Below are 26,211 nucleotides of genomic sequence, written 5' to 3'. Positions count from 1 at the left end.
AATTAATAGCTTAGAAAAAGGATTATGGAATTCAAACAAGAAGTGGAGCATGTACAGTGTTTGATTATTGGTTCAGGGCCAGCAGGTTATACTGCAGCAATTTATGCTGCACGTGCGGATATGAAACCAGTCGTTTATACCGGTATTGTACCAGGAGGACAGTTGACTCAAACAACTGAAGTGGACAATTTCCCTGGTTATCCAAAAGGTATTACTGGACCGGTGATGATGGAAGATTTGCGTGAGCAAGCTGAACGCTTCGGAACTTCAGTGCGTTTTGGATATGTGACTAAAGTAGATTTTACTGGTGAGGTACACCGTGTTGAGATCGATGGAACAGTACAAGTTACCGCAGATACAGTGATTATTGCAACAGGAGCTACAGCAAAATGGTTAGGCTTAGAATCTGAACAAAAATACAACGGCTTTGGTGTTTCGGCATGTGCTGTATGTGACGGGTTTTTCTTTAAAAACCAAGAAGTTGCTATTGTTGGTGCTGGGGATACAGCGGCAGAGGAAGCAACATACCTTGCAAAACTATGCTCAAAAGTACATATGTTGGTTCGTCGGGACGAGTTTCGTGCCTCAAAAGCAATGGTACATCGTGTGATGAATACGCCAAATATTGAAGTTCACTACAATTCTGAGGCAAAAGAGGTTTTAGGAGATGGTCAAGTGGTGACCGGAATACGTGTTATTAACAATAAAGACCAGTCCGAAAAAGATCTAGAAGTAACAGGTTTCTTCGTTGCTATTGGGCATAAGCCTAATACCGAGCTTTTCACAGGTATTCTGGATATGGATGAAACAGGTTATTTAATCACAAAACCAGATAGTACTGCGACAAATATACCGGGTGTTTTTGCTTGTGGTGATGTTCAGGATAATATTTTCCGTCAGGCAATCACTGCTGCAGGTACAGGTTGTATGGCAGCCTTGGAAGCTGAAAGATACTTGGCAGCTAAAGAAAGCGGCGAATAATCGCAATAATAATAAACCAATAACTTGTTCAAAAAATTATTTTTCAAAAAGACGACCTATCTAGTAGTCTTTTTGAAAAATAATTTTATATTTGTGTAGTCGTTTACAATTGGCGTTGGCAACGATTACTAAACTATACTACTAAATTTTGAACAAGTATGAAAAACGACCACTTTACAGTTCGCGAGAACAATTCAAATCCCACCTTTCTTTTTAATTCCTTTCTCATTAATTTTCGAATGTGCATGTGCTGAAAAGCATACAATTCCTCCATGTTTATATATCATTAAACATGCAGTAAAGTTTTTATAACAAGCGTACCAATGGCGTTGGCACTTGTTTGCATTTTCACATTAAATTGAACATACAATGAAAAAATTTGGAGGACTGCGGTATTCTGCTTTAGTCGTGCTTTTTCTGTACGCATTCGGAATCGTACAAGCACAAGAACCAAAACCCATTATTAATGCATCCTTAGTTGGAAAGGTTATTGATGCGACAACCAAGGAGCCCATTCAGGGTGTTACCGTACAATTGGAGGCTGTTACCCATAGCGTACAGACAGACAATCAGGGTAATTTTCAATTTGTTACTGGACAGAAGCTTCCTTTTACTTTAATTTTAAGTTTCTTAGGTTACGAAAAAAAACGATTGGTTGTCAATTCGTCGCCAGCTGTTATTGAGTTGACCCCTGCATCAGCGGACCTCGATGAGGTTGTCGTCGTTGGCTACGGTACGCAGAAACGTCGCGATCTGACAGGTTCGGTAGCCACATTGCCTGATAAGCTTCTAAAACAGCCTGTTTCATCACTTGATCAAACGTTAAAAGGTGGGATATCGGGAGTGCAGGTCACGCAAACCTCTGGACAACCAGGAGGTGGTGTCAGTATCCGAATTCGCGGGGGGGCATCCATCCAGGGAGGAAATGAACCGCTTTATGTCATTGACGGATTTCCGGTGTATAACCAAACCGAAAGTACGGGGGTAGGAAGCGGTACGCCAGTGAATCCACTGGGCAGTATCAGTCCTACGGATATTGAGAGCATTGAAGTCCTTAAAGATGCGGCTGCGACGGCTATTTACGGGTCCAGAGGAGCTAATGGTGTCATCCTGGTAACAACGAAGAAAGGTCGGGCAGGGCATGTACAATTAAGCTATGATGGTAGTTTTGGCGCACAAAATGTACTTAAACAAATAGACGTGTTGAATGCCCATGATTTTGCAGTTTTAAGAAATGAGGCATTGTATGATGCAAATCCAGGCTTAGGGGCTTACCAATACCGCACAAAGACTGAAATCGATCAATTAGGTGATGGCACTAATTGGCAAAAAGAGGCCTTTCAAAGCGGTAAGGTTTATAATCAGCAGCTTTCGCTGTCTGGGGGAGCGGAAAAAATACAATATTATCTGGGAGCAAATTATTTCGATCAAGATGGTGTTATTATTAACACAAATTTTAAGCGTATAGGGTTTCGATCAAATATAGATGCTAATCCTTTCGATCGATTACAGGTCGGTGCAAATCTATCAGTTAATAAAACAAATGCGCAGATAGCTCCCACGGGTATTGTCAATGCCTTACTCATCATGCCTTCTACAGCGACCGTCTATGAAGCCAACGGTGCGTATACGTTACGGAACCCTTTTGAAAACATATTTGCCAATCCAATAGCAACCTTAAAAGAAACGACTAACAATTCTAATGGACTTCGGATATTGGGGACATCATTTGCTCAATATCGGATTTTAAAAGGTTTACAGGCAAAAGTATTGGTCGGTGTTGATTTAAATAGCAGAGACGATAAATATTATTTGCCATCTTATATTTATGAGGGAGCTGGTACTAAAGGAAAAGCGAGCTTAGGAAATTTTGACGGAACTTCCTGGTTAAATGAAAATACCCTGAACTATACGGGTTCAATTGGTCAACATAATTTTAATGCTTTGTTAGGATTTACCCAACAGGAGTCTAAAAATGAGATCTTTAATGCCGGTGCTGAAAATTTTGTAACCGATGAACTGTTATTCAACAGTTTGCAGAGCGGCTCTACTATCGTTCGGCCATCTTCTGACAGCTATTCCTGGGGCTTGCATTCTTATTTGGCGAGGATCAATTATAACTACGCAAATAAGTATTATGTTTCTGCAAGTTTGCGCCGCGATGGCAGTTCCCGCTTTGGTGCGGACAATAAATGGGGTAATTTTCCCTCTGTAGCATTATCGTGGCGTGTTGCAAATGAATCTTTTTTTAAGGAGATTTTTCCCGCTGTGAATGATTTTAAAATACGTACAAGTTTTGGTACCACTGGTAATCAGGAGATTGGGCAATACCAGTCGCTGTCGACCTTATATAGCTTGAATTATCTCTTTGGAAATAATGTTGTCGCCGGTTTTGCCCCACAACGTATTCCCAACAAAAATCTGGGCTGGGAGAGTACGTTGCAATACGATGGCGGCTTTGATATCAGTCTCTTTAACAATCGCCTTCAATTTACAGCCGATTACTATTATAAGAAAACCAAAGATCTCTTGCTGAATGTCGAAATACCGTGGACTTCAGGGTATGCCACTTCCCTTCAGAATTTTGGTTCCGTATCGAATAGGGGATTGGAATTGAGTTTAAAATCACGGAATTTACAGGGGAGAGTCAGCTGGAATACAGACTTTAACTTTTCCTTTAATCGCAACAAAGTGTTGACTATTGGTGAAGGTGCTAGTTCCTATATCTCTGGAAACTATATTATTAAAGTGGGCGAGCCAATCGGTACATTTTATGGAACGGTAACCGATGGCATTCTGCAATTGGGCGAAGAGAATAATAAGGGCAAGTTTACAGGAAATGCTACACCGAAAGCGGGAGATCGCCTATATAAAGATATCGATGGTGATGGTCAATTTACCACGGCAAATGATAGAACGATTATCGGTAATGCGCAGCCCGATTTTATTTTTGGGCTGACCAATAGTATTTCCTACAAAGGTTTTGATCTGTCATTTCTTATACAGGGAACAGTTGGTAATGATCTGCTTAATATCAATAGACAGAATCTAGAGATGTTTACCGGTCAGCAAAACGCATCAAGTGATGCATTGATGCGCTGGACACCTTCAAATCCAAGTCAGTTATATCCGCGGGCAAAATTAGACCCGGCACCAGTATTTTCCAATCAATTTGTAGAGAGCGGTTCCTTTGTCCGGCTGAAATCATTGCATTTTGGATACAACTTCCCAAAGGAATGGCTTGAAGGGGCCAGTATCAAGAGTCTTAATCTCTATTTAACAGCACAAAATCTTTTGACATGGACAAAATATAAAGGTTTTGACCCAGAGGTGACGTCGGGAAGTAACGTGCAGATAGGGACCGATTCGGGAATTTATCCTGCAGCTAGATCTATTTCCGCAGGGATTTCTTTGACTTTTTAATATACCTGTAAATGTATTGAATAGGGATTTTGTGATAAGCCCATTCGTATTGACAAGCAATTTATTCAAATGAAAAAAATACATCTTTTATCCACTGTCTTTTCGATCTTTCTAACAACAATTTCGTGCTCGAAATTGTCGGAAGATCCCGCAGGTGCTTTGGTGTCAGAACAGTTTTACCTTAATCAAGATCAAGCAATCGCGGCTGTGACCGGGACTTATAGAAAATTATATGAAACTGGTCAATCATTGTATAACAGCCTATTCCAGATCGGTGTTGAGATGGCTACAGATGATTATGAAGCAGGACCAAGAGCCAGAAATGCACATGTCCGGGCGATTAGCAATCTGACACATGATGCATCCAATGATCGGATGGAGCAGCTTTGGAAGCAGAGTTACGATGCGATCAATGCTTCGAATGTTAACATTGCGAAGATTGGTGCAATGTCTTCGGGGCAAATTGAACCTACTATACAGCTGCGCTTGATTAATGAAGCAAAATTTCTGAGAGCTTTGCATTATTTTAATTTGGTACGCTGGTTTGGGGCCGTACCGTTGGTAACAAGTCCTGTTGAGACCTTGTCTCCGCAGGAACTTTATGTAGCTAAAGCTCCAGAAAATGACGTATATGAGTTGATTATCGCTGACCTAAAAGCTGCATCGGCGCTCCCGAATTACAAAAATTACAGTGACGCAGATAAAGGCCGCGCAAGCTCGGGAGCCGCCAAAAGCTTATTGGCAAAAGTCTATCTGACGCGAAGCGATTGGAGCAACGCAAAATTATTAGCCAGGGAAGTTATTGATAAGGAGGGGTACGCGCTTTTTCCGGAATTTGCTGATGTCTTTAATATTGATAAGAAGAATGGCAGCGAACATATCTTTTCGGCTCAATTTAAGGGAAACAGTGGTTATCAGGGAAATTCTTTGGCGAGCAGGTCTGCACCCGCGGATATTCCGGGGATCAATGGCGATTATGCCGACGCACTGCACGTAGAAGGCGGATTGTACAAGAGCTTTGCCGCAAATGATAAACGTCTGACGGTAACCTTTACCACGGGGATGCTGTCGCCTACAGATGGCAAATATTATCCATTGGCTAAACCGCAATTCAATAAATATTATGATGAAACCGTTGTTGGGAACCAAGGGCAGTCTTCTAAAAACACACCAATCATCCGTTATGCGGAAGTACTGTTAATTTTTGCGGAAGCCGAAAATGAGTTGAATGGCCCAACGTTAGAGGCTCGTAATGCACTAAATGCGGTGCGTCGCCGAGCCGGTGTGGAAGAGGTTTTAGCTTCGGAAACGAAGGACGTTTTTAGAGAGTCTGTTTTTGAAGAACGAAGAAAGGAGCTGGTCTACGAATATCAGCGCTGGTTTGATCTGTCGCGAAGGGGAGCTGTATATTATGTCGCTAAGCTGAAAGCTGCTGGAAAGACTAATGCTGCTGCCCGCCATATTCATTTTCCGACGCCACAACGCGAACTGAGTCTCAATCCAAATCTTTCACAGCATCCCGATTGGATAAATAAATAATAGACGAATAAAATTTTAAGTAAATGAAAACGAAACTTTTATATCTTATACTGTGTCTGTGCAGTTTGCCGGGGGCAAGCTGGGGACAAGATAGCCGTCCAAATATTGTATTGATTTTGGTGGATGATTTGGGGTTTTCGGATATAGAGCCCTATGGAGGGACAGACTTTCATACACCGAATTTAGCCGCCTTAGCCAAAGAAGGGACGAGGTTTCAGGAATTTTATAACAATTCCATTTGCGCTCCTACACGTGCATCCTTATTGACAGGACAGTATGCGCATCGTGCCGGCGTAGGGTATTTTAATGTTAACTTAGGCCTTCCTGCTTATCAAGGCTTCTTAAATCGTGAATCAAGGACCTTAGCTGAAGTTCTTAAAGAGGCTGGTTATTCAACCATTATTTCGGGCAAATGGCATGTGGGTGATGATTTCGATCAATGGCCAGCACAACGTGGATTTGAACGTTCTTTTAATTTTGTAGGTGGCGCGTCCAATTTTTATGAAATCAACGGTCCAGAACGTCCGACGGTGCCTTTATATCGGAACAACAAACCGTTCTACCTGCCAAAGGGGCGTTATTTGACTGATGAGATTACCGATCAGGCCATTGGTTTTCTCAAAGAACAGCAAAGCGAGAAAAAGCCCTTTTTCTTGTATTTAGCTTTTAACGCTCCGCACTGGCCTTTGCAGGCGCCAGAAGAGGAAACACAAAAATACAATGGCGTATATCGTCAGGGATGGGATAGTCTACGCATCAAACGTTATGAAAATGCGCAACGAACTGGTGTTTTCCCTTCAGGACAGACTATTGCGAAAAAGGATTCCGCTGTACAGTCCTGGGAGAAATTGACTTACGATGAGAAGCAGTATTGGCAGCGCCGGCAGCAGGTTTTCGCTGGTATGATTGATCGAATGGATCAGAGTATCGGACGCATTAGGAAAACACTGAGAGAGTTGAAAAAAGACAAAAATACACTAATCATTTTCTTATCGGATAATGGTGCTCAGGGTGGCGATCGGGCCCGGATTTATACCGCAAGGAATACCGAAACCGTTGGTTTGCCCGGATCCTATGAGGTGCAAAATGGCAATTGGTCCCAAACCGGTAATTCTCCACTGCGTAGTTATAAAGATAATCCTTATGAAGGAGGCATCGGTGCCCCATTTATTGTATGGTATCCTAAGGAAGTAAAGGCGAATGCTATTAAGAAGGGAGTAGGGCATCTTATCGATATTGCTCCCACACTATATGACTTTGCTGGTGCTCATTATCCAATCCATATTGGAGATACTGCAATAAATGCGCTCCCTGGCTTAAGCTTAAGAGCTGTTTTTCGTTCAGACCTTAATCAGGTCGATCGCAATGTTCCGCTGTTCTGGGAGCGGGCCGGAAATCGTGCTGTTCGATATGGAAAATGGAAACTAGTCTCCCTGTTTAGGAAAGAAAACAAACCAGAGCTATACAATATTGATGAAGATCGGGGGGAAAACAACAATTTGGCTGATCGCTACCCAGAGATTGTGAATGATCTTGAAAAACGCTATGAGAAGTGGGCTAAAGAGAATGCTGTAGTGGATTTCAATCGGTTAAAGACAAACAATCAATTTCGCTAGTAATAAAAGAAGGTAATATGAAAAAGATAATTTTTACATTATTTACTTTTCTTGTCTTGATGGGGATAGGCAATGCACAGCAGAAGAAGCCCAATATCATCTTAATTTTGGCGGATGACCTGGGCTATTCAGATTTGGGAGCATATGGATCAGAAATTTCGACACCTAATTTGGATCGTTTGGCCAATGAAGGGTTACGGCTGAAGCAATTCTATAACAATTCTATTTGCGCACCTACACGGGCTTCTCTAATCACAGGACAATATCAGCATAAAGCTGGTGTCGGTTACTTTTCGAACGATCTTGGTCTTCCTGCCTATCAAGGCTATATCAATACTGAATCCCTCACTATTGCTGAAGTGCTCCGGTCTAATGGGTATATTACTGCAACTTCCGGCAAATGGCATGTTTCGGGAAATGGGAAAAGTCTACCATGGGATCGTGGCTTTGATCTGGTATTCCCCAAACAGGAAAAAAATGCAGATTCAGGAGCTCCGACATTTAAAGCGCAAACGGACCCAGAAGGATACCCTTTGGAATCGTCGTTTTCAACAGAGGTAATCAATCGTGAAGCGGAAGGGTTTTTAGATCAGATTAAAACCCAAGAGAAGCCTTTTTTTCTCTATCTGGCCCATACTGCACCACATTGGCCATTGGTGGCCTTGCCACAAGATATTGCAAAGTACAAAGGACGTTATGATAAAGGATGGGAAGCTATTCGACAAGAACGTTTTGAACGGCAGAAACAATTGGGACTTACGCCGATAAAGACAGAAGCATCGATTCCTGATGAAGATATTTACGATTGGTCAAGATTATCATACGATCAACGACAGCTATGGGCAAAAAAAATGGAAATCTTCGCGGCAATGGTTGATCGTCTGGATCAGACTGTAGGTAAATTACTGAAGAAGCTGAAAGACAACGGGCAATTGGACAATACGCTTATCGTGTTTCTCTCAGACAATGGAGCTCCAGCGGAAGATTTGGTGCGATGGTTTCATGGCGCTCGGTTGAATACGGGGCCTGTGGGAACAGAGGGCTCGTTTGAATCACAGAGCAAAAATTGGTCGTACGCTTCCAATACACCTTTCAAGGCATTTAAAGATTATACCTATGAAGGAGGGATCAACGCGCCATTTATAGCATGGTTTCCGGGTAAGGTCGCGAAAGGCATCAGACAGGGGACCGGGCATGTGATTGATCTGGCGCCTACCTTCTATGACTTGGCTGGCGCTGTATATCCGAAAGATTATAAAGGAATTAAGTCGAACAAATTGCCCGGGAAAAGCTTGCTCCCAGTGTTATTTCAAGGTCAAGATACTGTGTCGCGGGCAGAGGGCTTGTTTTGGGAACGGGCTGGCAACCGTGCTGCACGTATCGGGAAATGGAAGCTTGTATCAACCTGGCCTTCCTATAAATGGGAACTCTATGATTTGGAACAGGATCCTACTGAACGCAAAGATATTGCTGGACTGCATCACGATGTTGTTTCTCGCTTATCTACAGCCTATTTTCGTTGGGCTAAGGATAATGGTGTTGTGGATTTCGCTGAATTAGAGGCTAGAGAACCCCAAAGCATGAAGGATTTTAGAGAAAGTAAAGTACAGGAGATTGCTCCACCGGCATTTCGCTTTAAATAGAAAAGGGAGCATGTATTAAAATGCTCCCTTTTCTATTTCCCTTCTTCAATCTCAAAAACACTGTCGATTTTCCAATTTGCCTTATCTTTGGAGGCTGCTACAGCTAAGCGATCACAGCGCTCATTTAACGGATGCCCAGCGTGGCCTTTTACCCACACAAGACGCACATTATGCAGTTTATAGGCACTCATTAGACGTAACCAAAGATCTTTATTCTTCTTGCCGGCAAAACCCTTTTGTATCCAACCATATACCCATTTCTTATCAATGGCATCAATGACATATTTGGAATCAGAATATACGGTAACTTGTTGCTGCAGGTTTTTCAGCGCCTCGAGACCAACGATCACAGCCATCAATTCCATCCTGTTGTTCGTTGTTTTGCGGTAACCGCCCGAAAACTCTTTTTCGATAAGTTTGCCTTTAAAGGCTTCATTATCGCCTGTATAAATAGTTCTTAAGATGGTTCCGTAACCTCCAGGGCCCGGATTCCCACTTGAAGCCCCATCTGTATATAATTCGATCATACCTGCCAAATATACATGAAGTTTTTGTAAGCACATACAAATGGATAAAAATGATCGAGACAGTTGATATTTTGATGCTCGAAGTGGAAGATTTTTGTACCGTTGCACCTTCAATAAATTCAAGGATAGGGCATAGCGCTATAAGCGTCAAATTTATTAAGTACTCACAACTGATTTAATAGGCATTAAAAAGGGACTTTACACGGTTTTATCCGAATAAAGTCCGAATGAGGTCCCTATAAAGTCCCTATTAGATCCGTTTAAGTTATAAGAATATTCCCTGCGTGTTTTAAGTTTGAGTTAAAGAAAAATATAATGTTAGATTTCAACCGCTATCCAACGTAATTTATCCCTTACACAATTGGATTTTGCTGATTTATGTGTATTTTGCCGGCTTAAACTCGTTATGTAATCGATAAAATAGCTTATGAAGTTTCGAAAGATTTCTCTTTTTGTTCTTTTGGCGTCTGCGTGCTTAAACGTTTCAGCTCAGAACAATGTATCAACGCAAAAAATGGATTGGTTTGAAAATGCCAAATTGGGTATTTTTATTCACTGGGGTATTTACTCTGTAGATGGAATCTCGGAATCTTGGTCATTCTTCAATAATTATATTAACCACGACAATTATATCAAACAGCTTAATGGGTTTACAGCAAAGGATTATAAACCCAAGGAATGGGCCAAATTGATTAAAGAAGCTGGTGCTAAATACACGGTGATTACGACCAAACACCATGACGGAATCTCGATGTGGAATACGAAGGCTGATAAAGCGATCACTACATTACAAGACGCGGCTGCTAAACAGGATGTAATCACACCGTTTGTGAAAGCAATACAAGAAGAGGGCTTGCACACTGGACTGTATTATTCGTTACCCGATTGGAGCCACCCATATTATGATGTTTTTACGCGCAATAGAAAGCGTTATGAATTGAAAGGTGAGCCTACGCGTTGGGATAATTATGTGAAATATTACCAAAAGCAATTGACCGAGCTATCCGAACAATATAAGCCAGAATTACTTTGGTTTGATGGAGATTGGGAACATAGTGCCGAAGAGTGGAAAGCGAAAGAGACCTTAAATCTTTTGCGGAAATATAATCCGAATATTATTATAAACTCCCGATTGAATCATCATGGAGATTACGATACACCTGAGCAAGGGATTCCGGTCACGCGCCCTGATGCTAAATTTTGGGAACTCTGTTATACCATGAATGATTCTTGGGGCTACCAACCCTTTGATAAAAAGTACAAATCACCCAATATGATCATCCGAACGTTGGTCGATTGTATTTCTATGGGTGGAAACTTATTATTGGATATTGGTCCAAAAGCAGACGGTACAATCCCTGATGAGCAATTAAATATTCTGAAACAGCTGGGGCGATGGACGCATAAGCATGCGGCTGCGATCTATGGTACAAGAGCCGGTATTCCTTTTGCGAATTACGGTGGGAAATCTGCTTTATCAAAAGACGGAAAAACACTTTATCTGTATGTGTATGAACAGAAACCCGAATTGCAACTCAAAGGTTTAGTCAATCATTCGGCTATTAAAGGCATTTCAGTTGTCGGTGATGCATCCGCGAAAGTAAGTCTTAAGTCGGAAAATGGAACCGTTCGAGTAGATTTGACGAAAGTAAACTTTGATCAGGATATTACCGTGATTGCACTGAACTTTGCGGAAGCGCTTCGTTGGACTGCGCCTCAGGACACTGAAGTTACGTTGAAATCTGTGTTGGATAATAAGTTGACAGATCGTGCTTTAGGTCAGATCGCTTCAACACTGCATGCAGGAAAAAATATTTTTGATAATTCGGGATTAACCGTGGATGGCTTAGATACCAAATTGCCGAGCAGTAACGCGACTAATCCGACGGTATTAAAGTGGATTAAGGACCATGCCGAAGCACTTTATGAGACTGGAAAAGGCTTGCCTGAAGGACATTATGAAGGATTAAGTGCACTCTCCAAAGATCGCCAGACCTTGTATTTGTTTGTTGAGGGAAAACCTACAGGTCCAATTGCATTAAAAGGTGTCAAAAATGGAGTCGCTAGGATCCGGGTAGTCGGTGACGGTTCCATGATCAACCATGAAGTTTTCAATAAGCTTTATTGGAGTAGCATACCTGGTATTATCTACATTCAGGCACCTGCGGAGCGCTTGGATAAAAATATGACCGTTATCGCTGTGTTGTTGGATGCGCCAATACAACTATATCGCGAGAAAGTGGGTGCTATCGAAAATAACCTTTAAGAGGTTGGATAGTGCTTAGCATTGAAAAGAAGCCTAGGATAACAACATATCCCGGGCTTTTTTACGTAGGATATAAACCATTCTGATCAATTTCGGAGGTATTCGATGCATTTTCTCCTGAATTGTGGCAAGGAAGCATTTTTTATTATAACTTAGACCTATGAATCTAATCAAAACTGTTTTGATCCCAATTATTGTTTTTCTATGTATTTGTTGTTCTTCAGGTGACGGAAGTAAAACTGAGCGGTTGCGGGCAGATTCGTTAGTGAATGAAGTTGTCGATGGTAAGTTAGATATTACAACATTAGCAGAGTCGAATGAATTTATGTATTTCAATGATAAATACTTTCATGAACCGGCAGATTTAAAGGTCATTCCAAAATTTGATAAAGTACAGATTCAAGTTGTTACTTACCGAATTTATCAGCATGTCAGACTGAAAAATAATCGTTATGAGTTCAAGGTGCAGAAAGCCAGTGAACTGCATATTCCAAATAGCGCTTTTGTGTATTACCAACGTTCTTTTGATGATATGAACCGAAAGGCTGCCTTGAGTAAAGATTCTATCCGACTTGAGCTGCCGGATAACTATGCATCCTTGTTGATAAATGAATGATCCAGATCTACAGCCAGGATGAAAGTCATATAAAAAGTCAAACTTAACTATAGTATGGATTAACAAACAGCCTTAAGATGAAAAAGAAAAATATTGTTGTATTGACGGGGGCCGGTATTTCGGCTGAAAGTGGTATACCTACATTTAGGGATGCCAATGGATTGTGGGAGGGGCATGACGTCATGGAAGTTGCTTCAATTGAAGGTTGGCACAAAAACCCAGCCTTAGTCCAGGAGTTTTATAATCTGAGACGGAAAGCCGCTTTGGTGGCACAGGCAAATGCAGCTCATCATGCGCTAGCAAGATTGGAATCAGCGTACGAGGTGAGTATTGTAACGCAGAATGTAGATCTACTGCATGAACAGGCGGGATCATCTCATATTGTTCATTTGCATGGCCGCTTGGATCAGGCTAAGTCGTCTATAGATGATCGCTTGGTATATCCCATTGTCGGTGATGAGATTAAGATGGGCGATCTTTGCGAGAAAGGTAGTCAGCTGAGGCCAAATATAGTCTGGTTTGGAGAAGCTGTGCCAGCTATTGAAGAGGCTATAAGCCTGGTTTCGAATGCCGATATTTTGATTATTGTTGGAACCTCTTTACAGGTTTATCCTGCTGCAGGACTTAAAGAATTTGCGCCTAGTCACTGTCAAACATTTTTAATTGACAAAAAAATACCTAGTGACAGGGCTTTACGTAATATACAGTGTTTTGAGGAGTCAGCGACAATAGCTGTTCCTAAGTTGGTAGAACAATTACTTTATTAAGTATTGTATAGTAGTATATAAAATAGAGGTTTATGAAAAAAATATTAGGGATTATTTGCCTATCCGTTGCTTTTGCTGCATGTCAAAATAATTCGGAAATCAACGTAAATACGAGTTCAAATGATCAGCCTTTAACCTTGGATAGTGTCCAAGCCAGGCATTTGCTCAGTTTGCCATTGCATTGCATCGAAGTGGAATATCCCAATAAGTTAGGGCAGGTACTCGGTGGTGATAGTGATCTAAGAGCACCACGCACATTGCATCCAATTTTTTACGGTTGTTTTGACTGGCATTCTTCTGTACATGGATATTGGTCAATTGTACATATTTTGAAGGAATTTCCAAATTTGGACAGTTCGGGTGAAATTCGGCGCCAATTGAACCGAAATATTACGGCGGAAAATGTGGCCGTTGAATTAGATTTCTTTCAAGATAAGAACAATAAGAACTTTGAGCGCACGTATGGCTGGGCCTGGTTGTTGCAGCTGCAGAAGGAGTTATTAACTTGGGAAGACACTGATGCAAAACGCTGGGCTTCGAATCTTGAACCCTTGGTGAAACAGATCGTAAAATCTTATCAAGAATATCTGCCCAAATTAGTCTATCCGATTAGAACAGGGTATCATGATAATTCGGCATTTGGCCTTTCTCTGTCCTTGGACTATGCAAGAAGTACGGGAAATGTGACGTTTGAAAAATCATTAATGACGAATGCCTCCCGTTTATATAGTCAGGATAAGAGCTGCAATATTGCTTTTGAGCCAAGTGGAAGCGACTTTCTTTCCCCTTGTCTTGAAGAAGCCCTTTGTATGAGTTTGGTGCTGCAACAGGAGGATTACCGTAAATGGTTAAAGGATTTTATGCCAGATCTGTTTAATCCCGATTTCAATTTAGAACCAGGTATCGTAAAAGATCGAACAGACGGACATTTGGTCCATCTGGATGGACTTAATTTTAGTCGTGCAAACTGTTTAAATGGTATCGCAAAAGCGCTGCCTGAGTTAAGTTACTTGCATAAGTTGGCGAATAAACATTTAAAGTACTCTTTGCCCAATATTACCACCAAGGATGACTATATGGGGTCACATTGGTTAGGTACATTTGCACTCTATGCACTATCAAAGCATTGATTCGGGGAGATTATCTTCTCCCCATTTATCCATTAGTGTTAATATTTCCTCGAGCGAACGGCCGAGCGCAGTTAATTCATATTCTACCTTTGGCGGGACTTGCTGATATACTATTCGAGTGATCAGGTTGTCCTGCTCAAGTTCCTTTAATTTAGCAATCAGCATACGCTCTGAAATGCCTACGAGCTTTTTCCGCAACTCACTATAGCGGAGTTTACCTTCATTTAACAGATAGGAAAGAATGTTGATTTTCCATCTGCCACCTATGGTGGCTAAGGTAAATGCAATACCACAACGATCTTTCCAGTATAGCTCATTGATATGATTGGTTGAATTCTCTTTTCGCGTGTTCATACGAACTTTTTTGTTGGTATCATACAATCTTGTACGTACTGTTATTCATGCAAATTAATAAAGAAATTTGTAGGAAAACAAAAAGTATAAAATGGAAATGATTAAATCGGTCGCTCATTGGTTGAGCTATGCATACTACCTTTATGTATTTGGTTATGCATCATTGTTTAAAGTGTTTCAGAAAGGCTCCATGATGCATAGCATGCAGTCTCTGGGTTTTAATAAGACTTGGACGGTCATTATTGGAATTGGAGAGCTTATGGGAGTGGTGTTGCTCTTAATAGGTTTGTATAATCCGCAATTTAAGAATGGGGCAGTACTGGTATTGTTCCCCTTTGCAGTAGCAGCATTTACAGCCCATATGGCACATCAGGAATATCATCATTTCTACAACTCATTGCTTATGTGCATACTCAGTATTTTGCTGCTGGCCACAGACAAAACCTTTAAAATCATACTTTAACTCCGCATCCGCTTAAGCATGATCGTCAGAAAATTTAGGTCATTTCTGCGGCTTAATTTTCTGATGATTGTGTGTTTATTCCGATGCAACTAGCGCTTGAGTTGCAGGGGGGGTATTTATGGCCGATAGCCGCAAAATAAATGAATAATAGGATAGGATAAAAAAAATCGTGATTTGTGCTAATTTAAGCCTGTTGATTTATACTTATAAATCTCGTTTTTTATCTTATATTGCTTTTTTGTTGGTTTAAATGAGGTTTTTATCTTGTTTATTTAGCTGCCTGTTTTTTTTGCTAGGTTATAAAAAGGTTATAAAATTCAAGATTTGTGCTACTCTGCAAGGGCAAACTTATAATAAATTTGATTCATCAATCCCATAGGGATGCGACATGCTATGTATAGGTATATAAGACATCTTTTAAGGTTAGTACCCATTGTTTTTTTCTGTATGTTTATTACAGGTAAAATAAACAAGGATGTCTGTTCACATGCTGCCTATAAAAACGCTTCAAAACCGTCAATAGCTTCATCACAATCCCATTTCGATTTTTATCTCGGATCGATCGAAGAATGCTCATTCGAATTGAGTTATGATCAACATTTAGCATATGCCGTTCGGCACTGTGCCTTGGGACTGATTCTGCCTATTTTCTTGCTATTTACGGATAAGAAGTCGTGGCATAGTTTTTATGAACTCCAAAATAAATATTTGTCTAACAGACTGCCAGACAAGTGTATCCTATACCATTCCTTTAAAATTTTCGGTTAATTCCCTTTTTCTTTTGGTGAATATCATTGGTTGAGTCAATACACGACTATATAACCTATGTAACAAATCATTGCTTGAAGAAAGCAGCTTAATCATCTGCTTTGCTATTAAATCATTTATATGAACACAACACTTTATGCATTAGCTATTACAGCTATTACGATCAGTTTTTTTCATACTGCATCGGGGCCAGACCATTATCTGCCCTTTATTGTATTGTCCAAATCGAAAAAATGGTCGTTGGGAAAAACTATATTATGGACAATTATATGTGGACTCGGACATGTTTTCAGTTCGGTCATACTAGGGATTATTGGCGTTTATCTCGGATGGCAGCTCAATAAAATCAGCTGGTTACAGGACGTGCGTGGCAATGTTTCGAGTTGGGCACTATTTATTTTTGGACTTGGATATTTGATTTATGGGATCTGGAAAATGTCAAAGAAGCATTCCCATAAGCATTTTGATGTAATGGGCGATGAAGTTTATGTGCATGAACATACCCATGGGAAAAGCGCATCGGGGCATCATCACCATCATCAAAAAACAAAGGTAACGCCTTTGGTATTATTTGCAATTTTCGTCATGGGGCCATCGGAGCCATTGATACCACTCTTATTTTTTTCAGGTGCACACCGCTCAATAACGGAGGTGATTACCCTAATTAGCACTTTTACCATTACGACAGTGGTAACCATGGTCGGAATGGTCTTGTTGGGAATTTATGGTTATAACTTGTTCGATACCGAAAAACTTGATCGATATGTACACGCCATTAGTGGCGCTGTCCTGTCAATTTGCGGTGCGGGGATGTTATTTCTGGGATGGTAATTTTTAACTATTATATGAACAAACGTCAAATCACCTTTTTTATAGGCCTACTGGCTGCGACCCACAGTTATGCACAGCAACATGTAATTCAGGGAACTGTGAAAGATAAGGATAGTAAACAGCAATTAGAAGAAGTCAATATACGCTACCAACGTGGAATAAAGCATAGTCATACTGCATCGAATGGTGCTTTTTCCGTACAGCCGGGAACATTTCCGGACACCTTACTGTTGAGCCGGATAGGCTATCTCGATCAGATGTACATCTTAAAAGAAGCAAAGTCTCCTATTGAAATCGAGATGCAAAAAAACGAAGTGCAGTTGAGTCAAATTCAGGTGGATGCATTCAATAGCAGTAAAACATTGAGCAAAGTTGATTTAAGTAAGATTCCTGTTAATTCGGCGCAAGATCTATTGCGGAAAGTTCCTGGGCTCTTTATAGCACAGCATGCAGGCGGTGGAAAGGCTGAGCAGATATTTTTACGTGGATTTGATAATGACCACGGTACAGATATTGCCGTTACTGCAGATGGTATTCCAGTTAATATGGTCTCTCATGCGCATGGTCAGGGATATGCAGATCTTCATTTTATTATTCCAGAAACGGTTAAAGATATTGATTTTGGCAAGGGGGCCTATTATGCAGACAAAGGTGATTTGAATACATCGGGTTATGTTAATTTTACAACCTTGGATCATTTGGATCATAATCTTTTTAAGGTTGAAGGGGGTTCTTTTGAGTCCTGGCGTACGGTAGCCATGCTTAATCTGGTGAATAATCATGAGCAGAATAAGTATGCCTATGCCGCAGGTGAGTTCAATTATTCGAATGGTCCTTTTGACATCAAGCAAAATTTTAGTCGTGTCAATCTATTTGCGAAGTATAATCAGTGGATCGATGGGAAACATTATATCAATTTCCAGGGGTCCATATTCAGTTCGGGTTGGAATGCATCGGGTCAGATTCCGGAGCGGGCCGTTCGGCAGGAACTCATTAGCCGTTGGGGGTCGATCGATTCTACTGAAGGCGGAAATACATCCCGCATGAATTTGGCGATGCAATACCGTGCGCTGATCAGTGATCAGGAAAGCTGGGAAAGCAATGTTTACTTGTCGCGCTATAAATTTCAGTTGTTTTCCGATTTTACTTTTTTTCTGAAAGATCCCATTCATGGCGATGAAATAGAGCAGGTTGATAATCGATACCTGTATGGTATCGAAAACAAATACAATCGCCAATTTCAGTTTGATCATAGTCAGCTTTCTTGGACATCGGGTTTTGGACTCCGAGTGGATGATATCAAAGATCTTCAACTGAACCATGTCTATCAGCGCGACGAATTATTGGATCGGCTTTCGCATATTTCGGGCGTAGAAATGAATCTGCATGGCTATAGCAATCTTGATTGGCGTATTGGTAAATGGACTATTAATCCTGCAATACGTGTCGATCATTTGGTTTTCAACTTGCATGATAAGCTGAAAAGTGACCCCGCCGGACAAGAGGCTTCCGCGACAAGGATCAGTCCAAAGCTTAACTTTGGATATACGTTCAGTCATCGCGCACAAGTATATTTGAAAACGGGTATGGGATTTCATTCCAATGATATCCGCGTGGTGATGGAACAACATGGAAAAGATATTATGCCCGTTTCCTATGGTGCAGATCTTGGCTTGATCTGGAAGCCAACTGATAACCTCTTTATTCAGCCTGCTTTATGGGGGTTGTATCTTCAGCAAGAATTTGTGTATGTTGGGGATGAAGCTGTCGTAGAGCCTTCGGGGAAAACGAAACGTCTGGGGGCAGATTTGAGTTTACGCTATCAAGTTAGCCGTTGGTTGTATTTTGACAGCGACATAAATTATGCTTACGCGCGGGCAATTGACGAACCTGAAGGCGAAAACTATATCCCGCTGGTGCCTTCTTTAACAAGTACAGGAGGGGTATCTGTGAAGTTACCGCTTGGCATTTCTGCCAACTTGCGCTATCGTTATATGAATACAAAACCAGCGATAGAAGATAATTCGGTACGTGCTAAAGGTTATTTTGTCAATGACCTCCTGCTAAACTATGGCCTGGGAAAATGGAATTGTTTGGTGCAGGTCCAAAACTTATTTGACACCAAGTGGAATGAAGCGCAGTTTGAGACCGAGACTCGATTAAGAAATGAACAGCAGTCCGTTTCTGAATTGCATTTTACACCTGGAACGCCTTTTATGGTAAAAGCGGGCCTGAGTTATAAATTCTAAAGACTGGGAGCGATGGTAGCTTTAAAATTTTCCTTTGTATCTTTAATAGGGATTATAACTCCTAATAAATAATGTATTATGGAAAAGAGTAAGTTACTTCGAATGGATAATATGGGTATCGTGGTGGAGTCATTGGACAACGCGATTTCCTTTTTTTCAGAACTTGGTTTATATCTTGAAGGGCGAGCGCAGATTGAAGGTGAATGGGCAGGTAGAGTGACTGGTCTCGGAGCGCAGCATGTCGAGATCGCCATGATGGTGACACCAGATGGACATAGCCGATTAGAACTTTCAAGATTTATTGATCCTGCGATAATTGCAGATCATAGAAATGCTCCGGTTAATGCCTTGGGCTATTTGCGGGCAATGTTTACCGTTGAAGATCTAGATGATGTACTGCGGAGGCTAATTGGCAATCATGGCGCTGTCCTCGTCGGGGAGGTGGTACAATACGAAAATGCTTATCGCCTTTGTTATCTAAGAGGAGTAGAGGGATTATTGATTGGTTTAGCCCAACCGCTATAAGGTAAATGATTGAATCGAACCTTTGTGCGAAAAAAAGAAAATTTAAGAAATTTCTCTGTTGTACAAAATAAATAGAAAACTAAGACGTTATTGATACAAATACTTTTCATAAAATAGGTTAATATATGGCTAAGACCCTAGAGTTCCCCGCTCTAGGGCTTTTTTGTAATTATACGTGTGGGAATAACGAAGTTTAGCACAATCTGTTCGGATTGTGTTCTTTCCTGATCAATAAAGTGAAATTTATCTGCTTGATGAAAGCCATGAGGAAGGCCTAAGAATCTATTTTTTTAGACTCTATTTTCCATGATGAACTCGTCATTACGTTCATGAATGGTTTTACAATTTTGCCCAAACCGGATGTAATTTAGGCAATTTTTGAACATGTGGTCATTAGTACAATCACACATAGGACGAGCAATATAATAACAGATGTGGTGTAAGGCGTTCTTCTCATAATACTTTTTTTTACTTAGTAGTTTACAAAAGCCGTGCCTTTATTTTTAGAACCTGCAGTGAGTCTGATTGTTGTAGCTTCGTGTCTACATAATGTCAATATGAATTTACATTACTTTTGAATAAATACTGTACGTAGATTAAAAGAATGGTGTGCTTTTTGTTTATAGGGGAGAAAGATTAGAGCAATAATAATATGAAGTATCCTTATTTAGGAATTAGTATGGTATGTGCGGCCCTAGCGAGTATGGCCGATTCAAAGATTGTGTTCGCCGGAGAGCAATTGGGCGTTCAACACATTGAATATGTGCAGATAAATTCAGACTCATTGAAGGTTGAACAATTAGCAACAGCCCTGAGAAAGATGAAGCCTATCAGTTCTGCTGATTTCAAGACGAAGTTCAAACCGGAAATAAACGGATTTAAATTGACAGAGGTTACGGCCTTTGAGGACGCGGAGACAGGATCTTATGCAACGGCAAACTATGTGAAGGGAGAACAAAATATTTATTTGATGGTTACCGACGGAGCGGGTCCAGGTTCGGATCAGGTAAAGTTAAATTTAATGAACTATATCGACCTAAAATCAATTGAAGACCTAGGAACCAAATTGCAGGTTAAGCCTTATAAAGGTTGGCTGGCATCTTTTGACTGGAGCATGTTTGAAAATGATGGTTTAACTAGCATTCAATACCTCGAATCAAATCGATTTGCAACTGTCTCTTCAGCAAATCAAGTAGCAATTGAAGAATTAGAGAATTTTTTGAATAGTTTTAGTCTATAAGAAAAATTGACTAGGTCCCGGAACCTTTAGCCAAAGCCGGGACTTAGTCCATCATTTAGATTTATTCCATTCCCCAACCACCGATATTCGTATAAAAACCATATCTTCCGAGCCTTTCCTTTCGTAATTTCCCAATTATCCACCCTATAATTGGAATTGTTGATGCAATATTTTATTGTTTATTTCTTATTTTTATTATATTAAGCAATAAACCAATGAATTATGGCTATGGTCAATCTAAATCGGAGAAAATTTATTCAAGGAGCGGGCGCAGTTTTAACTTTATCAGCCTTAGAAGTTAAGGGGCTTTCATTTCGTGATGCGATTAAAAATTTTCGGGTCGGATTGATCGGTGCAGGTTGGTATGGGAAAAGTGATTTATTCCGTTTAATGCAGGTACGTGATGTTGATGTGGTTGCACTATGTGACGTCGACGACAATCAGCTGCAGGAAGCTGGACGGCTGGTTAGTGAGCGTCAAATTTCAAAAAAAGTTCCAAAACTGTATAAAGATTATAGGGAAATGCTCGCCAGTCATAAATTCGATCTAATTCTCATTGGAACACCAGATCACTGGCACGCCAGACAGGCTATTGATGCGATGCGTTCGGGTGCTCATCTCTATTTGCAGAAACCCATCAGTGTTGATGTGCTTGAGGGGGATGCTATATGGCGTGCGGCAAGAAAATATAACCGGAAAGTTCAAGTGGGAACACAACGGAGAAGTACAGCCCATCTCATTGACGCCAAGAAGCGAGTGATCGATAGTGGCTTACTTGGTAAGATTTCGCATGTGGAAATGTGCTGCTATTATCATATGCGAAAGAACGGCAATCCACCGATCGAGCCGGTTCCAGATTTCCTGGATTACGAACTTTGGACGGGTCCAGCACCTCTGCGGGCTTATGATGGTTTGCCTCATGGTGGCTGGTGGCGAACTTTTATGGCCTATGGGAATGGAATAACCGGGGATATGGGAATGCATATGTTTGATACGGTGCGTTGGCTTCTGCAGCTTAAATGGCCAAAAAGTGTGAGCGCTAAAGGAGGGATTTATGTTCAAAAAGAAGGGAAATCGACGATCGCGGATACGCAGACAGCCTTATTTGAATACGAAGATCTTAATTGTGTCTGGCAACATAGAACCTGGGGGGCAGCAGCAGACCCTGAATACCCTTGGGCATTTGTGATATATGGTGACAAGGGTACCTTAAAGGGAAGTGTGATGAAATATGAATTTATTCCAATCGGAGAAGGCAAGCCCATTCGACAGGATGTTATCTTAGAAAAGGAGAAGTTCCCTAAAGATTTGATGGAGCACCGAATCGAATTGCATACAGCTCCTGCAACGAGACAACATATGCTTGACCTTTTATCGGCAATTGAAAATAATCATCTCCCTGTAGCGGATATTGAAGAGGGGTATATCTCCACAGCAAGTTGTATTTTGGCCAACTTATCCATGAAGTTAAATCGTCCTTTGATTTTTGATCCAGTACAAAAAATATGTGTTGATGACCCAGAAGCAACTCAATTATTACGAAGATCATATCGAAGCCCATGGCAGCATCCTTATTAATAAAAGTCTTGTGTATATCGTTTCTTTCGTCGGCGGTGCCTTACAAGGTATGCTGCCACATATCCCAGTTGTCGCCATAACGAGTATGAAAAAAGATCAAGCAAACAATGCTTCTGACGAGGCTTATGGTAAAACACGTCAGGATTGGTTTGATGCCCATGAATTACTGAAAACGAACACAAGCGATTTTATCCACCTGTCGACAACAGCATCCGGTCATAATATTATGCTTGAGGAGCCGACTTTGGTTATCAATGCTTTTTCTCAATTACGAGGCAAGCTCTAAGGAGCAGAAACTGGCATTTAATCTTTATGCTCCAGCATTAGGCTGAGCTAAATATTGAATGCCGGTTACTTGTATCGCTGCATCTTGTCTGAACTTCGAGTTCTAAATTTCTACAAAATTCAATCCGTTCTTTACTCGATTAAAAAGACGAGTGCAAGATGGATATCAATACGACGATAATAAATAATTATGCTAGGCTTAGAAAATCATTATTCTTTCTGCCTATTCTTCTATTAGTTTTACTTGTAGTATTTCTATATTTCAATAAAGCATTAAGTATTCATGGTTATACGGGAATACAGAAGAACAGTTTTTTCGCCATAAACGCTTACCTGGGGCAATATCCCAATCTTGAATCTAACTTTACACAGTTTGGAGATTGCTTAATTAGCCTGTCGCTTTTGAGTGTTTTTGTATTATATGGCCCCAAATTATGGGAAGCACTGCTATCGGCATCTTTTATTTCGGCTCTCTTTTCAGTCTTGTTAAAACTTATATTTGCTGTTCCGCGACCTGCCGTAGTATTTAACCATACTAGTTTTTTGATTACAGGGAAGATGCTCCTTGGTCACAATAGTCTACCTTCCGGTCATTCCATTACCATATTTACCACATTGACTGTCATCATGTACGCTTTCATCCCTAAAAGATTAAATTATAAAATAGTGTGGTTTTTGAGTTTAACATCGCTTGGGCTAATACTAGCTTTATCTCGGGTAGCATTGGGAGTACATTATCCATTGGACGTTGTGAGCGGCTGCATTATAGGATACCTTTCGGGACTATTGGGTATTTTTCTAAGCCGGGAATTGAAAATTTGGAATTGGGTGAGCAATAAACGGTATTATCCTATTTTCATTTTATTATTCCTCGTTTTCAGTATTGTATTGGTCAATAGAATAATTAATGATAATTTGCTAATATTTTATTTTACATTTATCTGCTTAATTATTACACTTTATAAAATCATTACCATTTATGCTAAAAAATAGCTTAAAAATAGTCCATTTTGTTATATTCATGAGTGTGTTGAATTTTATATTCTTCCATTTTCCATTTTATACTTTTGTATTTAATAATATTGATTATAAGAGTTTTGGCGGAATTGTTCTGATCGGTAGTTTGATGGTTTTGATGCTGACCATGAATGCCTTTGTACTTTATCTATTTTTTTCCCTTTCTCGTCGTTTCGGGAAAGCTATACTTGTATTGTTTTTTCTAATCAATTCAGTCGCTGTTTATTTTGTGAATACGTATAGCGTTATTTTAGATGAAACGATGATCGGTAATATATTGAATACGCGATACTCCGAGTCTAGTGGTTTCTTTTCCCTGAAACTGATCATCTATCTCGTGTTTCTTGGTATTATACCCAGTATCTTCATCATTAAAGCTAAAATAGTAAAGGATAAACCAAGGAAGTTTTTTATCACTTCCTCCGTTTCATTGTTATTTATTGTCATTTTGATATTTGCCAATGCAAGTAACTGGCTTTGGATCGATAAGAATTCAAAGACTTTGGGTGCACTTGCCATGCCTTGGTCTTATACCGTCAATATTTCACGCTTTTATATTCATGAATATCAAAAAAATAAGAAAGAGATTTTATTGCCTGATGCGACGATAACTGACCACAAAAAGACAGTAGTTGTACTTGTTATCGGTGAATCCGCTCGAAGGGATAATTTTTCGTTGTATGGCTATAAGAAGAATACAAATCCTCTGCTTTCAAAGACACCAAATCTTTATCATTTTGATGCAACTTCTTGCTCTACCTATACGACAGCAGGAGTAAAATGTATATTGGAGCATAAAAATACGGATGATTTGTACGAAATCCTGCCAAATTACCTTTACAGAAATGATGTCGATGTGATATGGCGAACAAGTAATTGGGGAGAGCCACCGGTACATATTAAAGAATATGAAACAAGCGATCAACTCGCCACAACCTGCAAAGGCGAAGGATGTGCTTACGATGAGGTACTTTTAACTGGCTTAAAAGAAAGGATATCAGCGAGTAAAAAGGATAAAATTTTTGTTGTCCTTCATACAAGTACAAGCCATGGACCAACATATAGCAAGAAATATCCCGCTCAATTCGAAAAGTTTAAGCCTGTGTGTAATAGTGTGGAGCTAGGGAACTGTTCTAAAGAAGAATTGATAAATGCTTATGATAATACCATTGTTTATACAGATTATATTTTGCATAATCTGATTGAGGATCTAAAGAATTTGAAGGAATATAACAGTGCCATGTTTTTCGTCTCGGATCATGGGGAATCATTAGGTGAAAATAACCTCTATATGCATGGCTTGCCAATGAGTATCGCTCCAAAAGAACAATACGAAATTCCTTTTATCGTGTGGGTATCTGATAACTCTAAACAGCTGAAACCAAATAAAACTTTGACGCAAAATCATGTATTTCATAGTGTATTGAAGTTTCTGGATATGAAGAGTCCTATCTACGATGAAAATATGGATATCTTCAAATAGTGGGCATAAAGGTCGTCCGGGTGAAACAACTCGGCGCGTACTGCCTGATAGCGGGTATTGTTCGATATGATGTATTGGGAGGGGACTGAGTCATGATTGCTCCTTCCAAAAAACGTTAATCCGGATATTGGATAACCAATGTTTTAAACAGATACTGATCCAATGGATTAATAATATGGTTGATATAAAATTGAAGGGAAATTAATCTCGCTATTTAACTATGATTTTCTTACTTCTCCTGTAAAAAAATAAACCGAGATAGCTCTTTTTTGTTCCGACTAATTTGTATCTTAATAAACTGTATAGCCATCCGCAATCTCATGTTTTAAGGCCTTAAATTGGGGTATTAACTTGTTGGTCACATTGGCTTCGAAACTTTGTCAAAGGAATATTGCTGCAGTTTTTAAAAATAGGGGGAAAATACGAAATGAAAAAAATTATCGTCATTGCTGTCTACAGTGTTGTGTTGTTTATGTCGTGTAACAATAGGGATGAAGATAGGGGAAGTGATGAGGTTGCTGAAGTATCTCAAAGCGGAATAGCCTCAGTCGTAAAATCATACTTTCTCTATCATGAAATAAGAAATGTAGACTATGCTATCTATATCAATGACGTATTGGCAGGACAATCTCATGAAAATGATGGTATTCCGGGGCCCTATAAGCTGAACCAGTATATAACTTCATCAGGAAAGCAAATTGTGAAAATGATCATATCTGCCAACAGTCGAGAAAGAGAGATCACCCCAGAAATTTTGGGAGAAATCAGTAAGAACACAGGCATCTATTTGCTTTTAAATAAAGATTTCGAGAATATTAAGGAGCTCAAAAAACTGCAATTTCCGCACATCGAAAAGCCTGTTCCTTCCTATGAATGTATATGGGAATTTGAAACGGAATAGGATAATTTT

Annotated in this window: 21 protein-coding genes; 19 read left to right on the top strand and 2 right to left on the bottom strand. The window is 40.1% G+C overall.

All coding sequences use genetic code 11. The features are described 5' to 3' along the window. The first annotated feature begins 24 nt into the window (after positions 1–24). From trxB to OK025_RS22645, 5 genes are all read left to right on the top strand, one after another. Complete coding sequence (gene trxB, locus OK025_RS22665) at positions 25–981, top strand: thioredoxin-disulfide reductase (protein WP_317666991.1); 957 nt, start codon at positions 25–27, stop codon at positions 979–981. 369 nt (positions 982–1,350) lie between these two features. Continuing rightward, a complete protein-coding gene (locus tag OK025_RS22660) occupies positions 1,351–4,404 on the top strand; it encodes a TonB-dependent receptor (RefSeq protein WP_317666990.1) in 3,054 nt (1,017 codons plus the stop codon). Positions 4,405–4,473: 69 nt separating this feature from the next. Continuing rightward, entirely contained in the window at positions 4,474–5,943 is a 1,470-nt protein-coding gene (locus OK025_RS22655; RefSeq protein ID WP_317666989.1) for a RagB/SusD family nutrient uptake outer membrane protein, read from the top strand. 23 nt (positions 5,944–5,966) lie between these two features. Next, positions 5,967–7,559 carry an arylsulfatase gene (locus OK025_RS22650; RefSeq protein WP_317666988.1) on the top strand — a complete coding sequence of 531 codons (1,593 nt, stop codon included), beginning with the start codon at positions 5,967–5,969 and terminating at the stop codon, positions 7,557–7,559. A 17-nt stretch (positions 7,560–7,576) separates the two neighbouring features. Continuing rightward, positions 7,577–9,202 (top strand): arylsulfatase, encoded by a 1,626-nt coding sequence (locus OK025_RS22645; RefSeq protein ID WP_317666987.1) that lies wholly within the window; start codon positions 7,577–7,579, stop codon positions 9,200–9,202. A 32-nt stretch (positions 9,203–9,234) separates the two neighbouring features. Here OK025_RS22645 and rnhA read toward each other — a convergent pair whose 3' ends face one another. Beyond that, complete coding sequence (gene rnhA / locus OK025_RS22640; protein WP_075992491.1) at positions 9,235–9,729, bottom strand: ribonuclease HI; 495 nt, start codon at positions 9,727–9,729, stop codon at positions 9,235–9,237. Positions 9,730–10,156: 427 nt separating this feature from the next. Here rnhA and OK025_RS22635 point away from each other — a divergent pair, with 427 nt between their 5' ends. The 4 genes from OK025_RS22635 (at position 10,157) to OK025_RS22620 (ending at position 14,508) form a co-directional block, all read left to right on the top strand. Beyond that, positions 10,157–11,995: an alpha-L-fucosidase gene (locus OK025_RS22635; RefSeq protein WP_317666986.1), complete on the top strand. Its 1,839-nt coding sequence runs from the start codon at positions 10,157–10,159 to the stop codon at positions 11,993–11,995. 160 nt (positions 11,996–12,155) lie between these two features. Further along, on the top strand, positions 12,156–12,611 hold the full coding sequence (locus tag OK025_RS22630) for a hypothetical protein (protein ID WP_317666985.1): 456 nt from the start codon (positions 12,156–12,158) through the stop codon (positions 12,609–12,611). 77 nt (positions 12,612–12,688) lie between these two features. Next, positions 12,689–13,378: an SIR2 family NAD-dependent protein deacylase gene (locus OK025_RS22625; protein ID WP_317666984.1), complete on the top strand. Its 690-nt coding sequence runs from the start codon at positions 12,689–12,691 to the stop codon at positions 13,376–13,378. Between the two features lie 32 nt (positions 13,379–13,410). Next, a complete protein-coding gene (locus OK025_RS22620; protein WP_317666983.1) occupies positions 13,411–14,508 on the top strand; it encodes a DUF2891 domain-containing protein in 1,098 nt (365 codons plus the stop codon). On the opposite strand, the gene OK025_RS22615 is transcribed toward OK025_RS22620, so the two are convergent. Continuing rightward, positions 14,497–14,862, bottom strand: coding sequence for a winged helix-turn-helix transcriptional regulator (locus OK025_RS22615; RefSeq protein WP_153845908.1), 366 nt, complete (start codon positions 14,860–14,862; stop codon positions 14,497–14,499). The two genes, OK025_RS22620 and OK025_RS22615, sit on opposite strands and share 12 nt — an antisense overlap. 91 nt (positions 14,863–14,953) lie before the next feature. On the opposite strand from OK025_RS22615, the gene OK025_RS22610 reads away from it, so the two are divergent. From OK025_RS22610 to OK025_RS22565, 10 genes are all read left to right on the top strand, one after another. Then, on the top strand, positions 14,954–15,325 hold the full coding sequence (locus tag OK025_RS22610; protein ID WP_317666982.1) for a DoxX family protein: 372 nt from the start codon (positions 14,954–14,956) through the stop codon (positions 15,323–15,325). Between the two features lie 888 nt (positions 15,326–16,213). Continuing rightward, positions 16,214–16,924 carry a hypothetical protein gene (locus OK025_RS22605; protein WP_317666981.1) on the top strand — a complete coding sequence of 237 codons (711 nt, stop codon included), beginning with the start codon at positions 16,214–16,216 and terminating at the stop codon, positions 16,922–16,924. Between the two features lie 14 nt (positions 16,925–16,938). Continuing rightward, positions 16,939–19,173 (top strand): TonB-dependent receptor, encoded by a 2,235-nt coding sequence (locus OK025_RS22600; RefSeq protein WP_317666980.1) that lies wholly within the window; start codon positions 16,939–16,941, stop codon positions 19,171–19,173. Positions 19,174–19,251: 78 nt separating this feature from the next. Then, positions 19,252–19,698 carry a VOC family protein gene (locus tag OK025_RS22595; protein WP_088161445.1) on the top strand — a complete coding sequence of 149 codons (447 nt, stop codon included), beginning with the start codon at positions 19,252–19,254 and terminating at the stop codon, positions 19,696–19,698. A 652-nt stretch (positions 19,699–20,350) separates the two neighbouring features. Next, entirely contained in the window at positions 20,351–20,938 is a 588-nt protein-coding gene (locus OK025_RS22590; protein WP_317666979.1) for a hypothetical protein, read from the top strand. 228 nt (positions 20,939–21,166) lie between these two features. After that, positions 21,167–22,516 (top strand): Gfo/Idh/MocA family oxidoreductase, encoded by a 1,350-nt coding sequence (locus tag OK025_RS22585; RefSeq protein WP_317666978.1) that lies wholly within the window; start codon positions 21,167–21,169, stop codon positions 22,514–22,516. After that, positions 22,452–22,802: a hypothetical protein gene (locus tag OK025_RS22580; protein WP_317666977.1), complete on the top strand. Its 351-nt coding sequence runs from the start codon at positions 22,452–22,454 to the stop codon at positions 22,800–22,802. The genes OK025_RS22585 and OK025_RS22580 overlap by 65 nt, the downstream gene beginning before the upstream one ends. Before the next feature lie 158 nt (positions 22,803–22,960). Next, positions 22,961–23,794: a phosphatase PAP2 family protein gene (locus OK025_RS22575; RefSeq protein ID WP_317666976.1), complete on the top strand. Its 834-nt coding sequence runs from the start codon at positions 22,961–22,963 to the stop codon at positions 23,792–23,794. Beyond that, positions 23,781–25,301, top strand: a complete 1,521-nt coding sequence (gene eptA, locus OK025_RS22570; protein ID WP_317666975.1) for a phosphoethanolamine--lipid A transferase EptA — start codon at positions 23,781–23,783, stop codon at positions 25,299–25,301. Before OK025_RS22575 ends, eptA begins: the two co-directional genes overlap by 14 nt. A gap of 427 nt (positions 25,302–25,728) precedes the next feature. Next, positions 25,729–26,202 (top strand): hypothetical protein, encoded by a 474-nt coding sequence (locus tag OK025_RS22565; RefSeq protein WP_317666974.1) that lies wholly within the window; start codon positions 25,729–25,731, stop codon positions 26,200–26,202. Positions 26,203–26,211 lie beyond the last annotated feature (9 nt).

The organism is Sphingobacterium sp. UGAL515B_05 (assembly GCF_033097525.1).
GTDB lineage: Bacteria > Bacteroidota > Bacteroidia > Sphingobacteriales > Sphingobacteriaceae > Sphingobacterium.
Note: the sequence above shows the minus strand (reverse complement) of the source record. Positions and strands in the feature narration are given on the sequence as shown.